Origin of the sequence: Kitasatospora sp. NPDC101183, assembly GCF_044767945.1 — a bacterium.
In the GTDB taxonomy this organism is placed as follows: Bacteria; Actinomycetota; Actinomycetes; order Streptomycetales; family Streptomycetaceae; genus Kitasatospora.
Genome location: NZ_JBIWOW010000033.1, coordinates 60,903 through 79,573 on the forward strand (window position 1 = coordinate 60,903; position 18,671 = coordinate 79,573).

Annotated in this window: 16 protein-coding genes; 2 read left to right on the forward strand and 14 right to left on the reverse strand. The window is 72.8% G+C overall.

Annotated features, from left to right (window positions below; genetic code table 11):
• Positions 1-43: 43 nt before the first annotated feature.
• The 6 genes from ACIRRS_RS33555 to ACIRRS_RS33580 all read right to left on the reverse strand — a co-directional run bounded on the left by ACIRRS_RS33555 (position 44) and on the right by ACIRRS_RS33580 (position 7,124).
• A complete protein-coding gene (locus tag ACIRRS_RS33555) occupies positions 44-2,059 on the reverse strand; it encodes a flotillin family protein (RefSeq protein WP_402979104.1) in 2,016 nt (671 codons plus the stop codon).
• 55 nt (positions 2,060-2,114) lie between these two features.
• On the reverse strand, positions 2,115-2,570 hold the full coding sequence (locus tag ACIRRS_RS33560) for a hypothetical protein (RefSeq protein ID WP_402979107.1): 456 nt from the start codon (positions 2,568-2,570) through the stop codon (positions 2,115-2,117).
• A 509-nt stretch (positions 2,571-3,079) separates the two neighbouring features.
• The gene (locus tag ACIRRS_RS33565; RefSeq protein ID WP_402979110.1) at positions 3,080-4,195 is read right to left on the reverse strand and encodes a PucR family transcriptional regulator; all 1,116 of its coding nucleotides are present in this window, start codon (positions 4,193-4,195) and stop codon (positions 3,080-3,082) included.
• Positions 4,196-4,484: 289 nt separating this feature from the next.
• Positions 4,485-5,210 (reverse strand): tyrosine-protein phosphatase, encoded by a 726-nt coding sequence (locus ACIRRS_RS33570; protein WP_402979113.1) that lies wholly within the window; start codon positions 5,208-5,210, stop codon positions 4,485-4,487.
• Positions 5,211-5,382: 172 nt separating this feature from the next.
• Positions 5,383-6,216, reverse strand: a complete 834-nt coding sequence (locus tag ACIRRS_RS33575; RefSeq protein ID WP_402979116.1) for an ABC transporter permease — start codon at positions 6,214-6,216, stop codon at positions 5,383-5,385.
• Complete coding sequence (locus ACIRRS_RS33580; protein ID WP_402979119.1) at positions 6,213-7,124, reverse strand: ABC transporter ATP-binding protein; 912 nt, start codon at positions 7,122-7,124, stop codon at positions 6,213-6,215. The genes ACIRRS_RS33575 and ACIRRS_RS33580 overlap by 4 nt, the downstream gene beginning before the upstream one ends.
• A 134-nt stretch (positions 7,125-7,258) precedes the next feature.
• Between ACIRRS_RS33580 and ACIRRS_RS33585 the strand changes: the two genes are divergently transcribed.
• The gene (locus ACIRRS_RS33585; RefSeq protein ID WP_402979122.1) at positions 7,259-8,440 is read left to right on the forward strand and encodes a sensor histidine kinase; all 1,182 of its coding nucleotides are present in this window, start codon (positions 7,259-7,261) and stop codon (positions 8,438-8,440) included.
• Positions 8,437-9,093, forward strand: coding sequence for a response regulator (locus tag ACIRRS_RS33590; RefSeq protein ID WP_402979125.1), 657 nt, complete (start codon positions 8,437-8,439; stop codon positions 9,091-9,093). Before ACIRRS_RS33585 ends, ACIRRS_RS33590 begins: the two co-directional genes overlap by 4 nt.
• 79 nt (positions 9,094-9,172) lie before the next feature.
• Here the strand turns inward: ACIRRS_RS33590 and ACIRRS_RS33595 are convergent, their stop codons facing one another.
• The 8 genes from ACIRRS_RS33595 to ACIRRS_RS33630 form a co-directional block, all read right to left on the reverse strand.
• A complete protein-coding gene (locus ACIRRS_RS33595; RefSeq protein WP_402979128.1) occupies positions 9,173-10,267 on the reverse strand; it encodes a hypothetical protein in 1,095 nt (364 codons plus the stop codon).
• Positions 10,268-10,640: 373 nt separating this feature from the next.
• The gene (locus tag ACIRRS_RS33600; RefSeq protein ID WP_402979131.1) at positions 10,641-11,225 is read right to left on the reverse strand and encodes a hypothetical protein; all 585 of its coding nucleotides are present in this window, start codon (positions 11,223-11,225) and stop codon (positions 10,641-10,643) included.
• Positions 11,226-11,344: 119 nt separating this feature from the next.
• Positions 11,345-12,352 (reverse strand): N-acetylglucosamine kinase, encoded by a 1,008-nt coding sequence (locus ACIRRS_RS33605; RefSeq protein WP_402979134.1) that lies wholly within the window; start codon positions 12,350-12,352, stop codon positions 11,345-11,347.
• A 134-nt stretch (positions 12,353-12,486) separates the two neighbouring features.
• Positions 12,487-13,797, reverse strand: a complete 1,311-nt coding sequence (locus tag ACIRRS_RS33610) for a 6-phospho-beta-glucosidase (protein WP_402979137.1) — start codon at positions 13,795-13,797, stop codon at positions 12,487-12,489.
• The gene (locus ACIRRS_RS33615; RefSeq protein ID WP_402979140.1) at positions 13,797-14,693 is read right to left on the reverse strand and encodes a carbohydrate ABC transporter permease; all 897 of its coding nucleotides are present in this window, start codon (positions 14,691-14,693) and stop codon (positions 13,797-13,799) included. Before ACIRRS_RS33615 ends, ACIRRS_RS33610 begins: the two co-directional genes overlap by 1 nt.
• 16 nt (positions 14,694-14,709) lie before the next feature.
• Positions 14,710-15,726, reverse strand: a complete 1,017-nt coding sequence (locus ACIRRS_RS33620) for a carbohydrate ABC transporter permease (RefSeq protein WP_402979143.1) — start codon at positions 15,724-15,726, stop codon at positions 14,710-14,712.
• A gap of 26 nt (positions 15,727-15,752) precedes the next feature.
• Entirely contained in the window at positions 15,753-17,108 is a 1,356-nt protein-coding gene (locus ACIRRS_RS33625; protein ID WP_402979146.1) for an ABC transporter substrate-binding protein, read from the reverse strand.
• A gap of 104 nt (positions 17,109-17,212) precedes the next feature.
• Complete coding sequence (locus tag ACIRRS_RS33630) at positions 17,213-18,403, reverse strand: ROK family transcriptional regulator (protein ID WP_402979148.1); 1,191 nt, start codon at positions 18,401-18,403, stop codon at positions 17,213-17,215.
• Positions 18,404-18,671 lie beyond the last annotated feature (268 nt).

Consider the following 18,671-nt stretch of genomic DNA (forward strand, 5'->3'; position numbering starts at 1 on the left):
GCGTGTTCCTCGGTCGTGTTCCTCGATCAGGGCGTGGGGCGGGTCACCGGGAGCCGTTGGCGGAGGCCAGGGCTCCGATCGGCGTCTCCGCGATGCCCAACTTCTTCGCCGAGTCCAGCAGTTGGCGCAGCTGCCCGGCCTGCTCGCCCCCGCCGCCGATCATCTTCATCAACAGGGCCGAGACGGTCAGGTTCTGCACGTCGGCGGTGGAGACGGAGGACAGCACCCGGGTGAGGTCCTCGGTGAAGCTGGCCGATCCGTCCAGCCAGGGCCCGGCCAGCACCTGGGCCGTCTGCGAGCGTTCGACGAAGGCGTCCACGCTCTTGGCCGCCGAGACGGACTGCACCAGCCGGTCGAAGAACACCGAGTCCCCGCCGACGATGTCGATCTTCGCCTTCTCCAGCCCCGCCGCGACCAGCGCGGCCTGCGCCTCGGCGATCTGCCGCTGGGCGTCCAGGCCGGCCAGGCGGACGTCCTTCTCGGCGGCCAGGCGCAGCCGGTACTCCTCGTGCCCGCGCGAGGCCTCGTCCAGCTTGGCCATCGCCGCGGCCTTCTCCGTCAGGCCCTCGGCCTCCGCCTTGAGCTTCGCGCCGATCTCCAGCGCGGCGGCCTTCGCCTTCTCCGTCTGCACGGCGGCCTCGGCGCGGCCCACCTTCTCCACCGCCGCGGCCTCCTGCTCCCGCACCTGCACCCGGGCCAGCCCCTCGGCGGCGGCCTCCGCCCGGATGCCCTCGGCCAGGCGGACCTTCGCCGCCGCGTCCAGCTCGGCGGCCTTCTGCCGGGCCTCGGCCAGCACCAGCGCCTCGCGGGCCTTGTGCGCGGCCGCCTGCTCGGCGGCCTCGGCGGCCTTGATGTCCTTGACGAGCTTCTCCTGCGCCTCGGCCTCCGCCTGGATGACGACGGCCTTGCGCATCCGCTCGGCCTCCTCGGTGGCGCGCAGCGTCTTGACGGCCTCCTCCTGCTCGGCGACCGTACGGTCCACGGCGATGCGCTCGCGCACCACGTCCGCGACCTCGCGCCGGCGGGACTCGACCTCCTTCTCCTTGGCGATGACGGCCAGTTCGGTCTCCCGGTCCCGGCCGACGACCTCCAGCAGGCGGTCCTTCTCGATCCGCTCGTTCTCCACGGCGATCACCCGCTCGCGGTTCTTCTGCGCCACCGCGACCTCGCGGGCCTGGTTCTCGCGCTGCACCCCGAGCAGCTCCTCGGTGCGCAGGAACGCGGTCTGGGCGGTGAGCCGCTCCTCCTCCTGCACCCGGGAGATCACCGCGTCCTCCTTGGCCCGCAGGGTTTCGATCTCGCGGCGCTGGCGGATCTCGGCGTCGGCCTGGCGGCGCTGGAGCTCCAGGACGGTCTCCCGGGCGTCCACGTTCTGCCGGGTGATCTCCTTCTCCTCCGTGCGCTGGTACTCGTTGGTGCGCACGTGCTCGATCGCCGTCAGCTCGGTGATCTTGCGGATGCCCTGGGCGTCGAGGATGTTGTCGCCGTCCAGCTGGCTCATCGGCGTCTGTTCGAGGTGGTCGATCGCCGCGTCCTCGAGGGTGTAGCCGTTGAGGTCGGTGCCGATGATCGCGATGATCTGGTCCCGGAACTCGTGCCGGTGGGTGTAGAGGTCGGTGAAGTCCAGCTGCTTGCCGACGGTCTTGAGCGCCTCGGCGAACTTCGCCGCGAAGAAGTCCTGGATCGCCTGCGGGTCGCTGGCGCGGACGGTGCCGATCGACTGCGCGACCTTGACGACGTCCTCGACGGTCTTGTTGACCCGGACGAAGAAGGAGATCCGGATGTCCGCCCGGATGTTGTCCCGGCAGATCAGGCCGTCGCGGCCGGCCCGGTGGATCTCCACCGTCTTCGCCGTGATGTCCATCAACTCGGCCTTGTGCAGGACCGGCAGCACGATCGCGCCGGTGAAGGTGACGTCCACCTTCTTCGTCCGGGAGACGATCAGCGCCTTGCCCTGCTCGACCTTCTGGAACAGTCGGCCGACGAAGAGCAGGACGGCGAGCAGGATGAGCAGCACGACGGCGACGAGCACGCCGAAACCCACGGCGATGGTGTCCATCACGGAGTCCTTCTGACGAGGTGGTGCGAGTGAGAGCCCGGCATGTGACGCTTCATCAGATGCCGGGCGGTGAAGGGTCGAAGGGCGCGATCAGGAAGTGCTCGCGCTCCTCGTCGTAGTCGAAGATCAGGGCCGTGCTCCCGACGGTGAGGCCGGGGGCTTCCCCTTCCGGGGCCGTACGGACCTGGACGGTGGCGGTGGAGCCGTCCTCGGCCCGCACCTCCGCCTGCCCGAAGTCGGCAGTCACCCGGCCGGTGCGGATCACGCAGACCCGGCCGACGAAATCGCTCCGGGTGACCGGCCGGTCCTCGGGGAACAGCCGCGACAGCGGCCGGACGATCAGCCGGGTGCCGGCCCAGGCGGCGACCAGCGCGACGGCGAAGACCCCGCCGCGCGCCGGTGCCCCCGAGGTGAGGACCGTCCCGGCGAGGCTGACGAACCAGGCGATCGCGACCAGCAGCGAGACCGCCACCGTCACGGGCACCCCGCCCAGCCCCAGCGCGTCCAGCACGCCCCCGTGGTGGTGGGAGTCGGGACCTCCGTGCGCCGCGTCCCCCCGGCCGTGGTGCCCCCCGGCACCCTCATGACCTGCGGCGCCGTGCCCCCCGTGGCCCCCGTGCCCCCCGGCACCGTGGCCCACGTGACCGACGTGATCGACATGACCCGCGTGGTGTCCGACGCCGTGCCCCCCGTGCAGGGCGTCGAACCCGAGTCCGCCGAGCAGCATCACCAGCCAGTACCCGACGACCACCACCAGCGCGAAACTGAACAGCGCGGTCGGAAAAGCCAGCGCGGCCGCGACGAATCCCCCCATCCCGGCCACGCTCCCCCGTCTCCCCGTACCTGCACCGTTCCTCGGCGCCACGGAGATCGTGACAGCGGAGGGGGCGTTCGCACATTGCCAGGTTCCGGCAATCTTTACGGCGCTTTGACACCCGGGTACGCGCGTGGCCGGTGACACTGCCACAGCTGTGCAACAGGCGGGCGACGGGACGGCCGCAGGGGTTTGCCGACCTGTGCCTACAGGGGCTGTTCGGGCCAGTTCAGCAGCCGGGCGCCCATCGCCGCCGTCTCCAGGGTGAAGCGCTGCAACGCGTCCGCCGGGTCGTAGCCCGTCAACGCCTTGATGCGCTCCAGGCGGTAGCTCAGCGTGCGCACGCTCAGCCCCAGCCGTCGGGCCGCCTCCGCGTTGACGTACGCCGACTCGGAGTGCACCACGATCGTGTCCAGGAGGGGACGGGCGCCGCCCCGGGACTCCGTCAGCGGGCCCAGCACGCTGCCCACCAGGTCCGCCATCGCGGCCCGGTCGCGCATCAGCACGGGGAAGACCAGCAGTTCCTCGGCCCTGAGGTTGCTGGCCGGAAGATCCAGGCGGCCCGCGTAGTCCAGGGCGTCCAGCGCCTCCTCGTAACTGCGCAGCACCCCGCTCGCCCCCGAGTGCCGGCGGCCCGTCGCCACCCGCACCACCGGGCGGTAGCCCGGGCCCGGGCGCAGCGTCAGGTCCGCGAAGGCGTCCAGGACGGCGCGCTCCGATTCGGGGGCGATGCAGACCAGTCGGCCCTGCTTGCTGGCCAGCAGCACGTCCCGCTCGCCGAAACGGCCGACCAGCTCCCGCTCCACCCGGTTCACCAGCGGATGCACGTCCTCGAACGGCTCCTCGCCCACCGCCACCGCCACCGCGTACGCGCCCGCCAGCCGCAGGCCGAAGCGCTCCGCGCGCTCGGCCAGCAGGCCCAGGTCGCCGCGCCCGTACAGCAGGTCGTCGATGAACTCCCGCCGCGCCGCCTCCTCCTGGCGCACGGCCATGCGCTGCGCGCGCTCGTGACCCTCGCCCAGTGCGGCCAGCGCGGCATCGGTGGCGGCCAGCACGGCGTCCCCGGTGCGGCGCAGCTCGGCGACGCTCACGGCACCGGCCGAACCCGGCAGCGTCTGCCACGCCCGGCGCGCGGCGGCCAGGCAGTGCGCCACCACCGCCCGCAGCCCGTACCCGGCCTCGGCGCAGTGCTCGCCCAGCTTGCGCAGGCCCTCCAGCTCGTCCCGCCGCAACAGCCGCCCCGTCCGGGACGCGTCCGCGAGCAGCAGGAGGTACGCCTCCGTCAGCTCGGCCGGTATGTCGTGCTCGATGCCCTCGGCCACCTTGTGCCGCCCACCCCGTTGTCGCCAAAGAGACAATTGCGACTGCCGAACCTACCAGCCGTCCGCCGCCCCGCCCGTGGGGAGAGGAGGGGCGCGGGTACCGGGGCGACGGCCGGCCGGTGCTCGCCCACCTCGGGCGTTGCCACCCGCGCCCCCGCGCCCCCGCGGGTGGCCGGGGCGCGGGGGAGTCGGTGGCGGTTCGGACGGGCCGCCCCCACCGGGCGTTCGCCGGCGCCGGGGTGGTTCTCGCCCCGTGTGCCTCGCCCCGGCGCCCCGGCATGCCCGCCGGTCAGGCCGCCGGGGTCGCCTTGGTGCGGAAGGTGGCCAGGGTGCTCGTCGGTACCCCGCAGGTGGGGAGGAACGCGGCGGCGCCGCCGTGGTGGGTGTGGACCTGGGCGAGGAAGACCGCCATGGCCTCGGCCGGGGCCTCCAGCAGCGGCGCGGGCACGGTGAGGGTGCGGTCGTTGAGGGCCGTGCGGTGGCGGCGGGCGAGCCCGGCGAAGATCTGCGGGAGGGCGTCCGCCGTGCGGGCGTAGTCGGCGACGATGCGCTCCGCCGGCACCCCGAGGAGGTCGAGCAGCAGGGCCGTGACCAGGCCCGTACGGTCCTTGCCCGCCGCGCAGTGCAGCAGGACGGCCCCCGGCCGGGCCGCCGCCTCCACCGCCGCCGCGACGGCCCGGGGGGCGGAGACGGCGAGCTGCACGTAGTACTCGCCGAGGTCGGTGGCCGTGGCCATGGTGCGCAGCCGCTCGGTGAGGCCGTCGGTGGCCGGGTCGACGGGCGCCTCGACGACGGCGATCCCGGCGGCCCGGGCGGCGGCCCAGTCGCCGGGGTCGGTCTCGTGGACGTTGCGCAGGTCGACGATCGTGCGGATGTCGCAGCCGCGCAGCTGGGCGACGACGGCCTCGTCGGCGGCGGGGAAGGGCTGGGCGGAGCGGTACAGCACGCCGGGGCGTATGCGCAGGCCCTCCGGGTCGCTGAGGAGGGAGGCGTCGCGGAAGTTGACCAGGGACATGGGTGGGGAACCTTTCGTTCCCCCGTGTGTAACCCGCCCCCCGCCCGCCGGGCAACCCGCGAGGGCCGTACCGTGGCCGCCCATGAGCCACGACGCCACCTGGTACCTGATCCAGGCCCCCGCCGCGGCCACTCAAGGGATGATCTGCGCGCAGATCATCCCTTGAGCGCGCTCACACGTCCCGGCGCCGTACCACGGCCACCGTCACCGCCGCCGCGACCGCCGCCCACATGCCCATGGTGATCCAGGCGTCCAGCACCGTCGGCGGGTTCTTCCCCATCGTCGTGTGCGAGTGCGGGTTCAGGGTGAGCCGCGCCACCGTGTGGGTGGGCAGGTGGTCGCCGATCCTCTTCAGCCACTCGTAGCGGTCCCCGCCGAACATCAGCGGCAGGATGAACAGCGTCACCACCATCGACACGATCGAGGCGGTGGCGTGCCGCAGCAGTGCCCCCAGCGCCATGCCGATCAGGGCGCAGGTGGGCACGATCGCCGCGTACCCGAGGACGGCGCGCAGGCAGCCGTCGTCGTCGATGGACAGCCCGACGTGCCGGGAGGCCAGCATCGCGTTGGTGGCGAAGAAGGACCCGAAGGCCACCACCAGCCCGGCGAGCGTGGTGAGCCCGGTGATCAGCAGCACCTTGGCCGTGATCACGCCCCGCCGGTCGGGGACGGCGGCGAAGGTGGTGCGGATCATGCCGGTGGTGTACTCGCCGAACACGGTGATCGCCCCCAGCGAGCCGGCCGCGACGGTCATCAGCTCGCTCGAGATGCTGCTGAGGCCGTGGTACAGCGGGTCGTAGAGGAATGCCTTCGCGCCGGGCATCAGCGGCGGCGGGTTGTCGATGTAGGTCAGGTCGCTGTGCACCGCGTTGATGTTGACGCCGATCGCCACCAGCGAGGCGAGGGCCAGCACCCAGTAGGTGGACCGCAGCGAGCGCAGCTTGATCCACTCGGCGGCGAGCAGGTCGACGAACCGGGGCCTCGGTTCAACAGCGAAGGTGCTCATCGGGTCTCTCCAGCCGGGTACTCGACGCTGTCGGCGGTCAGGGACATGAACGCGGACTCCAGGGAGGGCGTCCGGGCGGTCAGCTCGTGCAGCACCACCCCGTGCCGCAGGGCGAGTTCGGCGATCCGCTCGACCGGCAGCCCGGTGACGATCCCCGACTCCGGCTCCGTACGCCGCAGTTCGGCCCCCTCCGCCAGCAACACCGGCTCCAGCAGCGCCAGTTCGGGTGTACGGACGGCAACTCCCGTCACCGCGTTGCGTGCGGAGAACTCCGCCAGGCTCTGGTCCGCGATCAGCCGCCCGCGCCCGATCACCACCAGGTGGTCGGCCGTGTGCTCCATCTCCGCCATCATGTGGCTGGAGACGAACACCGTCCGCCCCTCTCCGGCGAGCCGCCGGAACAGCCCGCGCACCCACAGCACGCCCTCCGGGTCCAGCCCGTTGAGCGGCTCGTCGAACAGCAGCACCGGCGGATCGCCCAGCAGGGCCCCGGCGATGCCCAGGCGCTGCTTCATGCCCAGCGAGTACCCGCCGATGCGCCGCCCGGCCGCCTTGGCCAGGCCCACCTCCGCGAGGACCTCCTCCACCCGCCCGAGCGGGATGCGGTTGCTGCGCGCCAGTGCCGACAGGTGCGCCCGGGCCGTCCGCCCGCTGTGCACGTCCGAGGCGTCCAGCAGGGCGCCGACGTGCCGCAGGCCGCGAGGGCGGCCGGCGAAGGGGACCCCGTCGACGGTGACGGTGCCCGAGGTGGGGGAGTTGAGGCCCAGGACCATGCGCAGGGTGGTGGACTTGCCCGCGCCGTTGGGGCCCAGGAAGCCGGTGACGGCGCCGGGCCGGACGGTGAAGCTCAGCTGGTCGACGGCCGTGGTGGCGCCGTACCTCTTGGTCAGTCGCTCGATCTCGATCACGGGGACAACAGTGCCGCCGCCCGCCCCCGCCCGGCATCGGGCGGCGGAACACAACCCTCCGCCCCCGCACCGGTCCCCGGGATTACACCCCCGGGCCAATGCGGCGGCCCGGTGCCCGCGGCTACCATCGCGTCATGATCACCGAGCCCCGCCCGCCGCTGCTCCGGCGCCTGCCGCCCGGCGTGTGGGTGGCGGCGTTCTGGACGACCCTCGTGGTGTTCCGCTGCTTCACCCGCGACCGGGAGCTGGAGCTGCTGTTCGTCTACCAGGGCAACCCCGAGGACATGCCGCTGGTGGTCACCGCCGTCGTCACCACCCTGGTCGCCACCTTCCTCGTCCGGCTGCCCCTGCTCGCCATCGCGGTGGCGCTCGCGGGCGCTCTCTACGCGATCGGCATGTGGAGGGTCCAGGAGGCGGCCCCGCTGCAGTTCCTGATCGCCGACGCGGTCGTCGGCTACTGCGCCGCCACCCGCCCCCGGCGTGCCTCGCTGACCGCCCTCGCCCTGCCGATGGGCACCCTCACTGTGCTGTACCTGGTGGGCCTGCTGACCGGTGGCGGGGCCAACCCCTTCGTCTACCTCGGCTTCGGCGCCGTCACCGCCATCGCCTGGCTGATCGGCAACACCGTCCACCAGGGCCGCGCCCACAGCGAGGCCCTGCGCGGCCAGGCGGCCGCCCAGGCCATCACCGCAGAACGGCTGCGCATCGCCCGCGAGTTGCACGACATGGTCGCCCACAGCATCGGCATCATCGCCATCCAGGCCGGCATGGGCCGCCGCGTGATGGACACCCAGCCCGCCGAGACCCGCACCGCGCTCGACGCCATCGAGACCACCAGCCGCGAGACCCTCGCCGGTCTGCGCCGGATGCTCGGCGCGCTGCGCCAGGCCGAGGCGGAGGCCGCACCACTCGAAGTCGCCCCGGGGCTGGCCGAGTTGGACCGCCTGGTCACCCGTACCGCCGGGGCCGGCGTCCGCGTCGCGCTCACCCGCAGCGGCGAGGCCCGGGCGCTGCCGCCCGAGGTGGACCTCGCCGCGTACCGGATCGTCCAGGAGGCCGTCACCAACGTGGTCAAGCACTCCGGCACCCGCGACTGCCACGTCAGCGTCGAGTACGGCGCCGGCGGCCTCGCGCTCAGCGTCGTCGACCTCGGCACCGGCGCGCCTCACAGCGGCACCGGCACCGGCTACGGCCTGGCCGGGATGCGCGAGCGGGTCGCCCTGCTGCACGGCGAGTTCAGCGCCGGGCCGCGCCTCGAAGGCGGCTTCCGCGTCGCCGCCCGACTGCCCCTGCCCGTAGAAGAGGTGACCCCGTGATCCGTGTCGTTCTGGTCGACGACCAGCCGCTCATCCGCACCGGCCTGCGGGTGCTGATCGCCGACACCCCCGACCTGGAGGTGGTCGGCGAGGCCGGGGACGGCGCCGAGGCCGTCGACCTGGTCGCCCGGCTGCGCCCCGACGTCGCCGTGATGGACATCCGGATGCCCGGGATGGACGGCATCGAGGCCACCCGCCGGATCACCGCCGACCCCGGACTGCCCACCCACGTCCTCGTCCTCACCACCTTCGACGACGACGAGTACGTGTACGGCGCCCTGCGGGCCGGCGCGGCCGGATTCCTCGTCAAGGACCTCGCCCTGGAGACCATCCTCGACGGTGTCCGCACCGTCGCCGCCGGGGACGCCCTGATCGCCCCCGCCATCACCCGGCGGCTGATCGCGGAGTTCGCCGCCCGGCCGCAGCAGCCGGCCGAGCCCGCGCGCAGGCCCGTCACCGAGAGCGTCACCGAGCGCGAACGCGAGGTGCTCACCCTCGTCGGCCGGGGCCTGTCCAACACGGAGATCGCCGCCGAGCTCACCATCAGCGTGGCCACCGCCAAGGCGCACGTGGCCCGGCTGTTCAGCAAGCTGGACGCCCGGGACCGCGTCCATCTCGTCATCCAGGCCTACGAGTTCGGGCTGGTCGGCTGACGGCGGAGCCGCGGCCGGTCCCACACGACCGGCCCCGGCGGTCTTCCTCAGGGGCTCAGGGGATCAGGGGCTCAGGGGATCAGGGAACGACCGGGTGCGAGATCTCGCAGCCCGAGGCGTCGTTCGCCCAGGTGCCCTGCATGGCGAAGGAGCCCGTGGCCATCGCCACGTTCTGCGCCCCGCCGACCCCGCCGGTGCCCTTCCAGGCGCACTTGTCGGCGTTCTCGCTGCCGCTGGAGTCCGTCCAACCGCCCGCCGGGTTCTGGTCGGTGATGGTCTCGGAGTACTCGTGCCCGTAGACCATCGTCACCCCGTCCAGGGTGCCCGCGCTGCCGCTGTTGACGTAGTTCTGGCCGCAGGAGGTGCCCATGTCCGTCACGTACGGGTCGTTGGTGAACGCCACGTCGCCGTACGGGCTGGTGGCCGCGCCGCCGGTCAGGGTGGTGTCGCCGTTCCAGTCGTGCCAGGCGCAGAAGTTGCCCGTCGAGGTGTTGAAGCCGTCCGGGTGGGTGCCGGTCGGCGAGAGCACCACGTACTGCACGTCGCGGTTGGCGGCCGCCGTGGTGTTGCCGAAGTGCCCGGCCGCCTTCACCGCCTCCGCGGCCAGCTGGTTGCCGGTGGCCTGCCCGGGCGCGGCCGCCGCGTTGTCGTACCAGACCCCGGCCAGCGCGCCGCCCGACGGGTACGCGACGTGCGCGGCCGTGGACGGGCAGCTGGTCGCGCCCTTGGCGACGCCCTGGCAGTACTGCGTCATGACGCCGGACCAGGTCTCGCCGTTGGTGCCCAGGCCCTTGAACAGCTGCTGCGCCCGCACGGCCTCGCCCACCGGGTCCCCGGTCAGCGTGGTGTAGCCGCTCGCGTCCGTGCCCTGGGCGCCCCACTGGGTGCCCCAGAAGACCAGGTAGACCTTGGGCGTGCCGGTGGTGACGCCGATCCCGTCGACACCCCCGCCGAAGCGCAGGTTCGAGGTGCGCTGGGCGGAGGCCCCGGCGGCCGCCTCCTTCGTCGGGTGGACGCCGTGCCGGTACGGGTGGCTGTGCCCGGCCGTCTCGCGGACCGGCTGGTCCGCCTGCGCGGCCGGCGCCGCCGCGAACCCGGTCGCGGCCAGGGCCAGCGCGCTCAGCCCGGTCAGGGCCCGGGTCCGGTTCGGGCGGGAGGTGGGGGAGATGCCCATAGTGAGGGTTCCTCTCTCGTGCCGGCGCACACCGGTGGGAGGCGACGGCACTGTGGGGGACGCATGGGGGTGGAGGACAGCGAGGACCGGCGGGAGCCGACCGCACATCGACTCCGCTCCGTGGGGTGGTGATCACCGATCGCCGCCGACCGCCCGAAGCAAACCAGAGCCGCCGAAACCGGGTCAACGAGCCCGGACGTAAAGAAAACCCACCCGAACGTAGCTAACGCCAAAACCCCGCAGCTCGGCGCGGTGGTGACACGCGTAGCGCAGCAGAATGCCAACAGTTGACGGTCGGTTCTCCACCGTATGCGGGACTCGTGCGGGCCCTCCGTCCTTGCGCCGGGTTCACCCGCAGGCCCGTCACATCCCGCTACGGCTGCGCGAGTTCCCCGATGCGGGAGATGCGGCCGTGGTCGTCCAGGGTGACGTCGTAGGCGTTGTCGTGGCAGGTGGCCGGGTCCTGGGCGGCGAGGCAGTCGCTGAGGTGGTCGATCAGTTCGTCGAGGGGGACGGGGCGGGGGCGGTCGGCGAGGGTGGCGGTGACGCCGTCGGCGGCGAAGCCGTAGTGGACGGCGGGGCCGGTGGGGAGGTAGCGGGTCCGGGGGCAGGAGTAGCCGGCGGGGCGGGCCGTGAGTTCGGAGGCGTCGGCGGTGACGACGAGCATCACCTGGTGGCCGGGCGCGGGGGCGGGCGTGGTGCAGCCCGGGGCGGGGGCGGGGGCGGGGGCGTCGAGCTCGTTGCCGTCCCCGGGGTCGCCGGGGTCGCCGAGGTCCCCGAAGTCGTCGTAGTCGTCGAAGTCGTCCGCCAGCGGGTCCTGCCCGTGGTCGTCGGCGGCCGCCGCCGCGGAGGCGGCGGTGACGGTGGGGCCGTCGTCGGCGGGGTCGCAGGCGGTCAGGGCCGCCATGGCGGTACAGCCGAGGAGGGCGGCGACGACGAGGGTACGGGGCACGGCCATGGCACAAGTCTCCCCGCTGTCGGCTGAGGTCCGTACCGGGGAACACGTCGAACAACCGCTCGACGGTTCCCGCCCCCGCCCGGGGTGCGGCCCGGGCGGGGGCGGGAGGTTCGGGGGCGTCAGGCGGACACCTCGTACGCCGCCCGCACCCGCGCCTGGGCGTCGGCGCCGGCCGCCAGGTGGTCGAGCCCGAGCAGGGCCGCGCCCAGCACCGGCGGCGCGACGACCACCCGGGGCTCGGCCAGCGGCGCCGCCTCGGCGAGGCGGGCGGTGACGTTGTCCAGCAGCAGCGGCTGACGGGAGGCGAGCACCCCGCCGCCGAGCACCACCGGGGCGGGGGTGTCGAGCAGGTCGAGGCGGGTGAGGGCGACGACGGCGAGCCGGACGATCTCGTCCGCCTGTCTGTCGATCAGCCGCAGCGCCGCCTCGTCCCCCTCGCGGGCGACGGCGAACAGCACCCGGACGATCTCGTGCAGTCGCGCCCCGGGCAGGTGCCCGAGGTGGACGGCCTCCGCGACGGCGCCCGCGCTGGGCAGGCCGAAGTGCTCGGCGATGGCGCCGGCCAGGGCCGTCGGGCCGCCGCGGCCGTCCTCGGCGCGGACGGCGTGCCACATGGAGGAGACGGCCAGGCCCCCGCCGCCGCCCCAGTCGCCGGTGAGCTCGCCGAGGGCGGGGAAGCGGGCGGTGCGCCCGTCCGGCAGCAGGCCGGCGCAGTTGATCCCGGCGCCGCAGACGACGGCGACGCCGCACGGGCCGTCGGTGCCGGCGCGCAGCAGGCCGAAGGTGTCGTTGACGACGGTGTTGTCGAGGCCCCACGGGTGCGCCTCCAGCGCGCGGCGCAGCCCGTCCTCCTCGACGGGGAGGTCCGCGTTGGCGAGGCAGGCGCTGACGTGGGTGGTGAGCACGCCGCTCCAGCCGTCGTGGCCGGCCGCCGCCGCAGCCTCCTCGACCAGCGGGGCGAGTCCGGCGACGGCCGCCGCCTCGCCGACGGTGTGGGGGGTGAATCCGCCCCCGCGTGCGGTGCCGAGGACGGTGCCGTCGAGGCCGATCAGGGCGACGTCGGTCTTGGAGTTGCCCGCGTCGATGGCGAGGACGCCGGGCAGGGTGGGTTCGGGCTGGTGGGTCATCAGATCCCCGGGCTCGTACGTGGCCCGGCCGTGATCCCCGGCCGGGGTGCCCGGCCCGGTGAGGGGCCGGGGGTGGTCGGTCTCCTCGCCGGGCCGGCCGCCGCGTCGGGGGCGGGCCGGCCCGGTGCGGGCCTTCAGGCCCAGGCGAGGTGGTCGCGGTTGTGGGCGAGCAGCCGGTCGGTGAGGCGGTCGGCGAGCTCGATCTGGCCGACCAGCGGGTGGGCGAGCAGGGCGTCGAAGACCCGGTCGCGGCCGCCGTGCAGGGCGGCGTCCAGGGCGAGGTGCTCGTAGCCGGTGACAGCGGCGATCAGCCCGGCGTACAACGGCTCGACGGCCCGCTGCGGCAGCGGCCGCACGCCGGCGGCGTCCACCTCGGCGGGCACCTCGATCACGGCATCGTCCGGCAGGAAGGGGAGCACGCCGTCGTTGCGGGTGTTGACGACCTGGACGGAGGTCGCGCCGCCGGTGCCGAGCAGGGAGGCGATCAGCTGGACGGCCGCCTCGGAGTAGAAGGCGCCGCCGCGCTTGCCGAGCAGCTCCGGCTTGGTGTCCAGCGTCGGGTCGGCGTACATCTCCAGCAGCTGCCGCTCGATCTCGGCGACCTGCGCGGCCCGCGAGCCCTGCGCCTTCAGCTCCTCCACGACCACGTCGTGCTGGTAGAAGTACCGCAGGTAGTACGAGGGCACCACGCCGAGCCGCTGCACGAAGGCCTGCGGCAGGTGCAGGTCCTCGGCGATCTCCTTGCCGAAGCCCTGGAGCAGCTCGGGCAGCACCTCGCGCCCGCCCGCCGCGCCGGGCGCGTCGAGGAGGGTGACCCCGCGCTCCCAGGTGAGGTGGTTGAGGCCGACGTGGTCCAGGCGGACGAGCTCGGGGTCGACGCCCAGGTGGGCGGCGAACTTGCGCTGGAAGCCGATGGCGACGTTGCACAGGCCGACGGCCTTGTGCCCGGCGGTCTGCAGGGCGCGGGTGACGATGCCGACGGGGTTGGTGAAGTCGACGATCCAGGCGTCCGGGTTGGTGCGGCGCACCTGCTCGGCGATGTCCAGGACGACGGGGACGGTGCGCAGCGCCTTGGCGAGCCCGCCGGCGCCGGTGGTCTCCTGCCCGACGCAGCCGCACTCCAGCGGCCAGGTCTCGTCCTGGTTGCGGGCGGCCTGCCCGCCGACGCGCAGCTGGAGCAGCACGGCGTCGGCGTCGGCGACGCCCGCGACCAGGTCGGTGGTGGTGGTGACGGTGGCGCCGTGCCCCTGCTTGGCGAAGATCCGCCGGGCGAGGCCGCCGATGAGCTCCAGCCGCTCGGCGGCCGGATCGATCAGCACCAGCTCGCCGATCGGCAGGGTGTCGCGCAGCCGCGCGAAGCCGTCGATCAGTTCCGGGGTGTACGTCGAACCGCCGCCGACGATGGCCAACTTGAGGGCGGAGGACGTCTTGAGTGCGGAGGACATCAGCCCTTGACCCCTGTCAGTGTCACGCCTTCGATGAAGGCCTTCTGGGCGAAGAAGAAGAGGACGATCACCGGCGCCATCACCAGCAGGGTGGCGGCCATGGTGAGGTTCCAGTTGGTGTGGTGGGCGGCCTTGAACGACTCCAGGCCGTAACTGAGCGTCCAGGCGTCCGGGTTGTTGCTGGCGTAGATCTGCGGGCCGAAGTAGTCGTTCCAGCAGTAGAAGAACTGGAACAGGGCGACGGCGGCGATGGCCGGCTTCGCCATCGGCAGCACGATGCGCAGCAGGGTGCGCAGGTCGCCGCAGCCGTCCACGCGGGCGGCCTCCAGGTACTCCTTGGGGATGGTCATCAGGAACTGGCGCAGCAGGAAGATGGAGAAGGCGTCGCCGCAGGCCATCGGGATGAGCAGCGGCCACAGCGAGCCGCCCAGGCCCAGCTGCTTGGTCCAGAACAGGAACATCGGGATGACGAGGACCTGCGGGGGCAGCATCATCATCGCGATCACCGCCATCAGCGCCAGGTTGCGGCCGCGGAAGCGGAACTTGGCGAGCGCGTAGGCGACGGGCAGGCTGGAGACGACGGTGAGCAGGGTGCCCCCGGCGGCGTACAGCAGGGTGTTGCGCCACCAGGTGAGGAACCCGGGGGTGTTCCAGACCTTGCTGTAGTTGCCCCACTGCCAGTTGGTGGGCCAGTAGTCGGTGGTCAGCGCCTGCCGGTCGTCCATCACCGAGGTGAGGAACACGAAGACGAACGGCAGCAGGAAGAACAGCGCGGCGGCGACGGCCACCGAGTGCACGGCGACCCAGTTGAGGACGGCGCGTCGCCGGGCGGCCCGGGCGGCGGGGCTGCGGTCCGCGGGCACGCGGGCCTTGGTCAGGGTGGGGCTGAGAGTCATGGAGGAGTCCCGTCCGCTAGTCGTCGCTCGCCATGAAGCCGGACCGGCGGCGGAGCAGGATCGAGGTGACGGCCATCGAGATGGCGAACAGCACCAGGGCGACGACGCAGGCCGCGCCGTAGTTGAAGCGGACGAAACCGAGGTTGTAGACCATCTGCGGCAGCGTCAGCGTGGAGCCGGACGGGAAGCCGGGCTCGAACTGCTGGCCGGAACTGCCGGCGACGCCGCTGGCGACCTTCCCGGCGACGAGCGCCTGGGTGTAGTACTGCATGGTCTGGATGACGCCGGTGACCACCGCGAACATGATGATCGGCGAGATGTTCGGCAGCGTGACGTACCGGAACCTCTGGAACGGCCCGGCGCCGTCGAGTTCGGCCGCCTCGTACTGCTCCTTGGGGACGTCCAGCAGCGAGGCCATGAAGATGACCATCAGGTCGCCGACGCCCCACATGGCGAGCAGGGTGAGCGCGGGCTTGGACCAGTCCGGGTCGGAGAACCAGCCGGGCTGCGGCAGGCCCAGCTCGCCGAGCAGGTGGTTGAGCGGGCCGGTACCGGGGTTGAGCAGGAAGGCGAAGGCGACGGTCGCGGCCACCGGCGGGGCCAGGTACGGCAGGTAGAACGCGGTGCGGAAGAAGCCGGCACCGGTCTTGACCTTGGTGATCAGCATGCCGATGCCGAGGCCGAAGGCGACCCGCAGGGACACCATGACGACGACCAGCCACAGGGTGTTGCGCAGGCCCTGCCAGAAGGACGGCAGCTGGTTGAAGACGTAGTTCCAGTTGTTCAGGCCGTCGAACTTCGCGGCGCCGATGCCGTTGTACGAGGTGAACGAGAAGTAGACGGTGGAGATCAGCGGGTAGAGGAAGAAGAGGCTGAAGCCGACCAGCCAGGGGGAGAGGAAGGCGAGGTTGCGGGCCGCCTCCCGGCGGCGCTTCCTGCGCAGCTGCCGCTGCGAGGAGAGCGCCGCCGGGTCGGTCGGTCCGGCGGGGCCTTCGGGGGCTGAGCCCTTGCGGGTGCCGAACGCGAGTGACATGTGGGGTGTTCCGTTGACCGGGGCCGCTACTTGGCCTGGGCGAGGTCGGTGTCGATCTGCTTGGCGGTGGCCGCCAGGCCGGCCGCGACGTCGGACTGCTTGCCCGACTCGATGTCGTAGCCGAGGTTCTGCAGGGTGGAGATGTACGCGCCGCCGTTGGCGACGGGCGGGGTGGTGCTGGAGTTCTTGTTCTTGGCGATGTCGAGGAAGGTCTTGACGTTGGCGTCGGACTGGAGCTTCGGCGAGTCCAGCGCGGCGAAGGTGCTGGGCACGTTGTGGATGGCGTTGGCGAAGTTGACCAGCGCGTCGGTGTCCGTGGTCAGGTACTTGACCAGCTCCCAGGCGGCCGCCTGCTTCTTGCTGGTGCTGGCGATGCCGACGATCGTGCCGGTCTGGTAGCCGCGGCCGTAGGTGTCGGCCTGGTCGTCCGGGACAGGGAACGGCGCGGTCGCCCAGTCGAAGTCGGGCTTGCTGTCGGCGAGGTTGGAGGTGCGCCACTCGCCGTCCAGGATCATCGCGACCTGCCCGGTGTGGAACGGGTTCTTGGCGCTGAACTCCTCGCCGAAGGTGGAGCGGAACTTGTCGAGCTTGGCGAAGCCGCCGAGCTGGTCGACCATGTCCTTCTGCCACTTGAGCATCGTGGCGACCTTCGGGTCGGTGGCGATGTTCGACTTGCCGTCCGCGCCGAAGTACGTGGCGCCGTACTGGCCGAGGTAGTGCTCGGTGGTCGACTCGTAGCCGTGGTACAGCGGCATGAAGCCGAGCTGCTTGTACGAGTCGCCGTCCGGCTGGGTCAGCAGTTTGGCGTCCGCGGCGAACTCGCTGAAGGTCTTCGGCGGGTTGGCGATGCCGGCCGCGGCGAAGGCCTTCTTGTTGTAGTACAGGCCGTACGCGTCGCCCAGCAGCGGCAGCGAGCACTGGTTGCCCTTGTACTGCGTGTAGTTGAGCATCGTCGACGGGAAGGTCTTGGCCGGGTCGATGCCGGACTTGTCCAGCTGCGGCTTGAGGTCGATGAACGCCTTGGTCGAACAGAACATGCCGACGTTGTTGGTGGTGAAGGAGGACACCACGTCGGGCGCGTCGTCGCCGCCGGCCCGCAGGCCCTGGTTGACCTTGTCGTCGGCCATGTTGCCCACGGCCTTGACGTGGATGTTCGGGTGGGCCTTCTCGAAGGCGGCGATGTTGTCGTTGATCCCCTTGAGCTCGTTGTCCTGGCTCCAGCCGTGCCAGAAGGTGATGGTGACGTCCTTGCCGCTGGCCGAGTCGTCGGTGCCGCCCGAGCCGCTGGAGCCGGTGCAGGCGGAGGCGAGCAGGGCCAGGACGGCGCTGCCGGCGAGGGCGGCGGCGGTGCGGCGGCCTCTGCGGGAGGTGGTGGCAGGCACTTGGAGGTCCTCCTGGTGGTGCGCGGGCAGGCGTCGTTGCCTCGGCGCCCGCGTTCGGGGGTTGGGGAGAGGTGGGTGCTGGGGAGCAGGTGACAGGGGGAGCGTCAGTGGGTGGAGAAGACCGCCTCGCGGGCGTCCGCCAGGGCGCGCTGCAGTGCGCCGAGGAGGACGGGCGAGCCGGACAGGGCACTGCTGCGGACGGGCGGCCGGGCGATGGAGATCCGGGCCAGTTCGTCCTCGACGAGAACGCGCAGGCGTTCGCCGCCGGCGGTGGGAACCGGACCGGACAGGACCACCAGGCGGGGGTCCAGGACGGTCACGATCGCGGCCAGTCCGACGGCGAGCCGGCGGGCCAGTTCGGTGAGGAACGCGTCGCCGGCGCCCGGGGTCTCCAGGGCCTTGGCGATCGACTCCTCGGCGGTGGGCGCGCCGAGCCCGTGCTCGCGGGCCAGGGCGCGGACGGCCAGTGCGCCGACCATGTCCTGGAACCCGCCGTGACTGCGGCGCCGGGCGTCCCACTCGACCGGCGAGCCGGGCACCGGCATGTAGCCGACCTCCCCGGCGACGCCGGTGAAACCTCGGTACAGCCGCCCCGCGATCACGATCGCGGCGCCGACGCCCGCTCCGGCCCAGAGCAGGACGAAGTCCTCGTGGCCCGCCGCGGCGCCGCCCGCCTGCTCGGCGACGGCGGCCAGGTTCACGTCGTTCTCGATCGACACCGGCGCGCCGATCGCCTCCGTCAACTCCTCGACCAGGCGCGGCGAGTGCCACCCGGGCAGGTGGGAGGCGTAGCGCAGCTTGCCGGTGACGGGGTCGGGGGCGCCGCCGATGCCGATGGCGACGGTGCGCAGGCTGCCCTCGGCGAGCCCGGCGGCCCGTACGGCGGTGGCGGTGGCGGCGGCCGCGGTGGCGACGGTCTCGGCGGCCGGCACGCCCCGGGTCGGGGCGGTGTGTTCGGCCAGCGTGGCGCCGGTGATGTCGGCGACGGCGACGCGGATCTCGCCCGGCAGGACGTCCAGCCCGGCGACGTACCCGGCGGCCGGATTCACCTGGTACAGCTGCGCGTTGGGCCCGGGCCCGCCGGCCGTCGTCCCGACCGGCAGCACCAGCCCGGCCGCCTCCAGGCGGGCCAGCAGCTGGGAGGCGGTGGGCTTCGACAGGCCGGTCAGGGAGCCGATCTGGGTGCGGGAGAGGGGGCCGTTCGCCAGCAGCAGCTCGAGCGCGGCGCGGTCGTTGATCGCCCGCAGGAGGCTCGGCGTCCCGGCGAGGGGGACCTTCGCGGTGGTTCCGGTCATGCGCGGCATCCTCCTCTTCCGACGCTCCGGGGTGAACTGTTAGGAAACTTTCCAGTCGCTTGGACATGGACCGTACGGCCGCCGTCAGCGGAGTGTCAATGCCCGGTCCACGGGTGGATGCCGAAGCGTTATCGGACGCCCCGAAGGCCCCCTCCCACCACAGTTGGAGCCCACCCACCCACCCACCCACCCACCCACCCACCCACCCACCCACCCACCCACCCACCCACCCACCCACCCACCCACCCACCCACCCACCCACCCACCC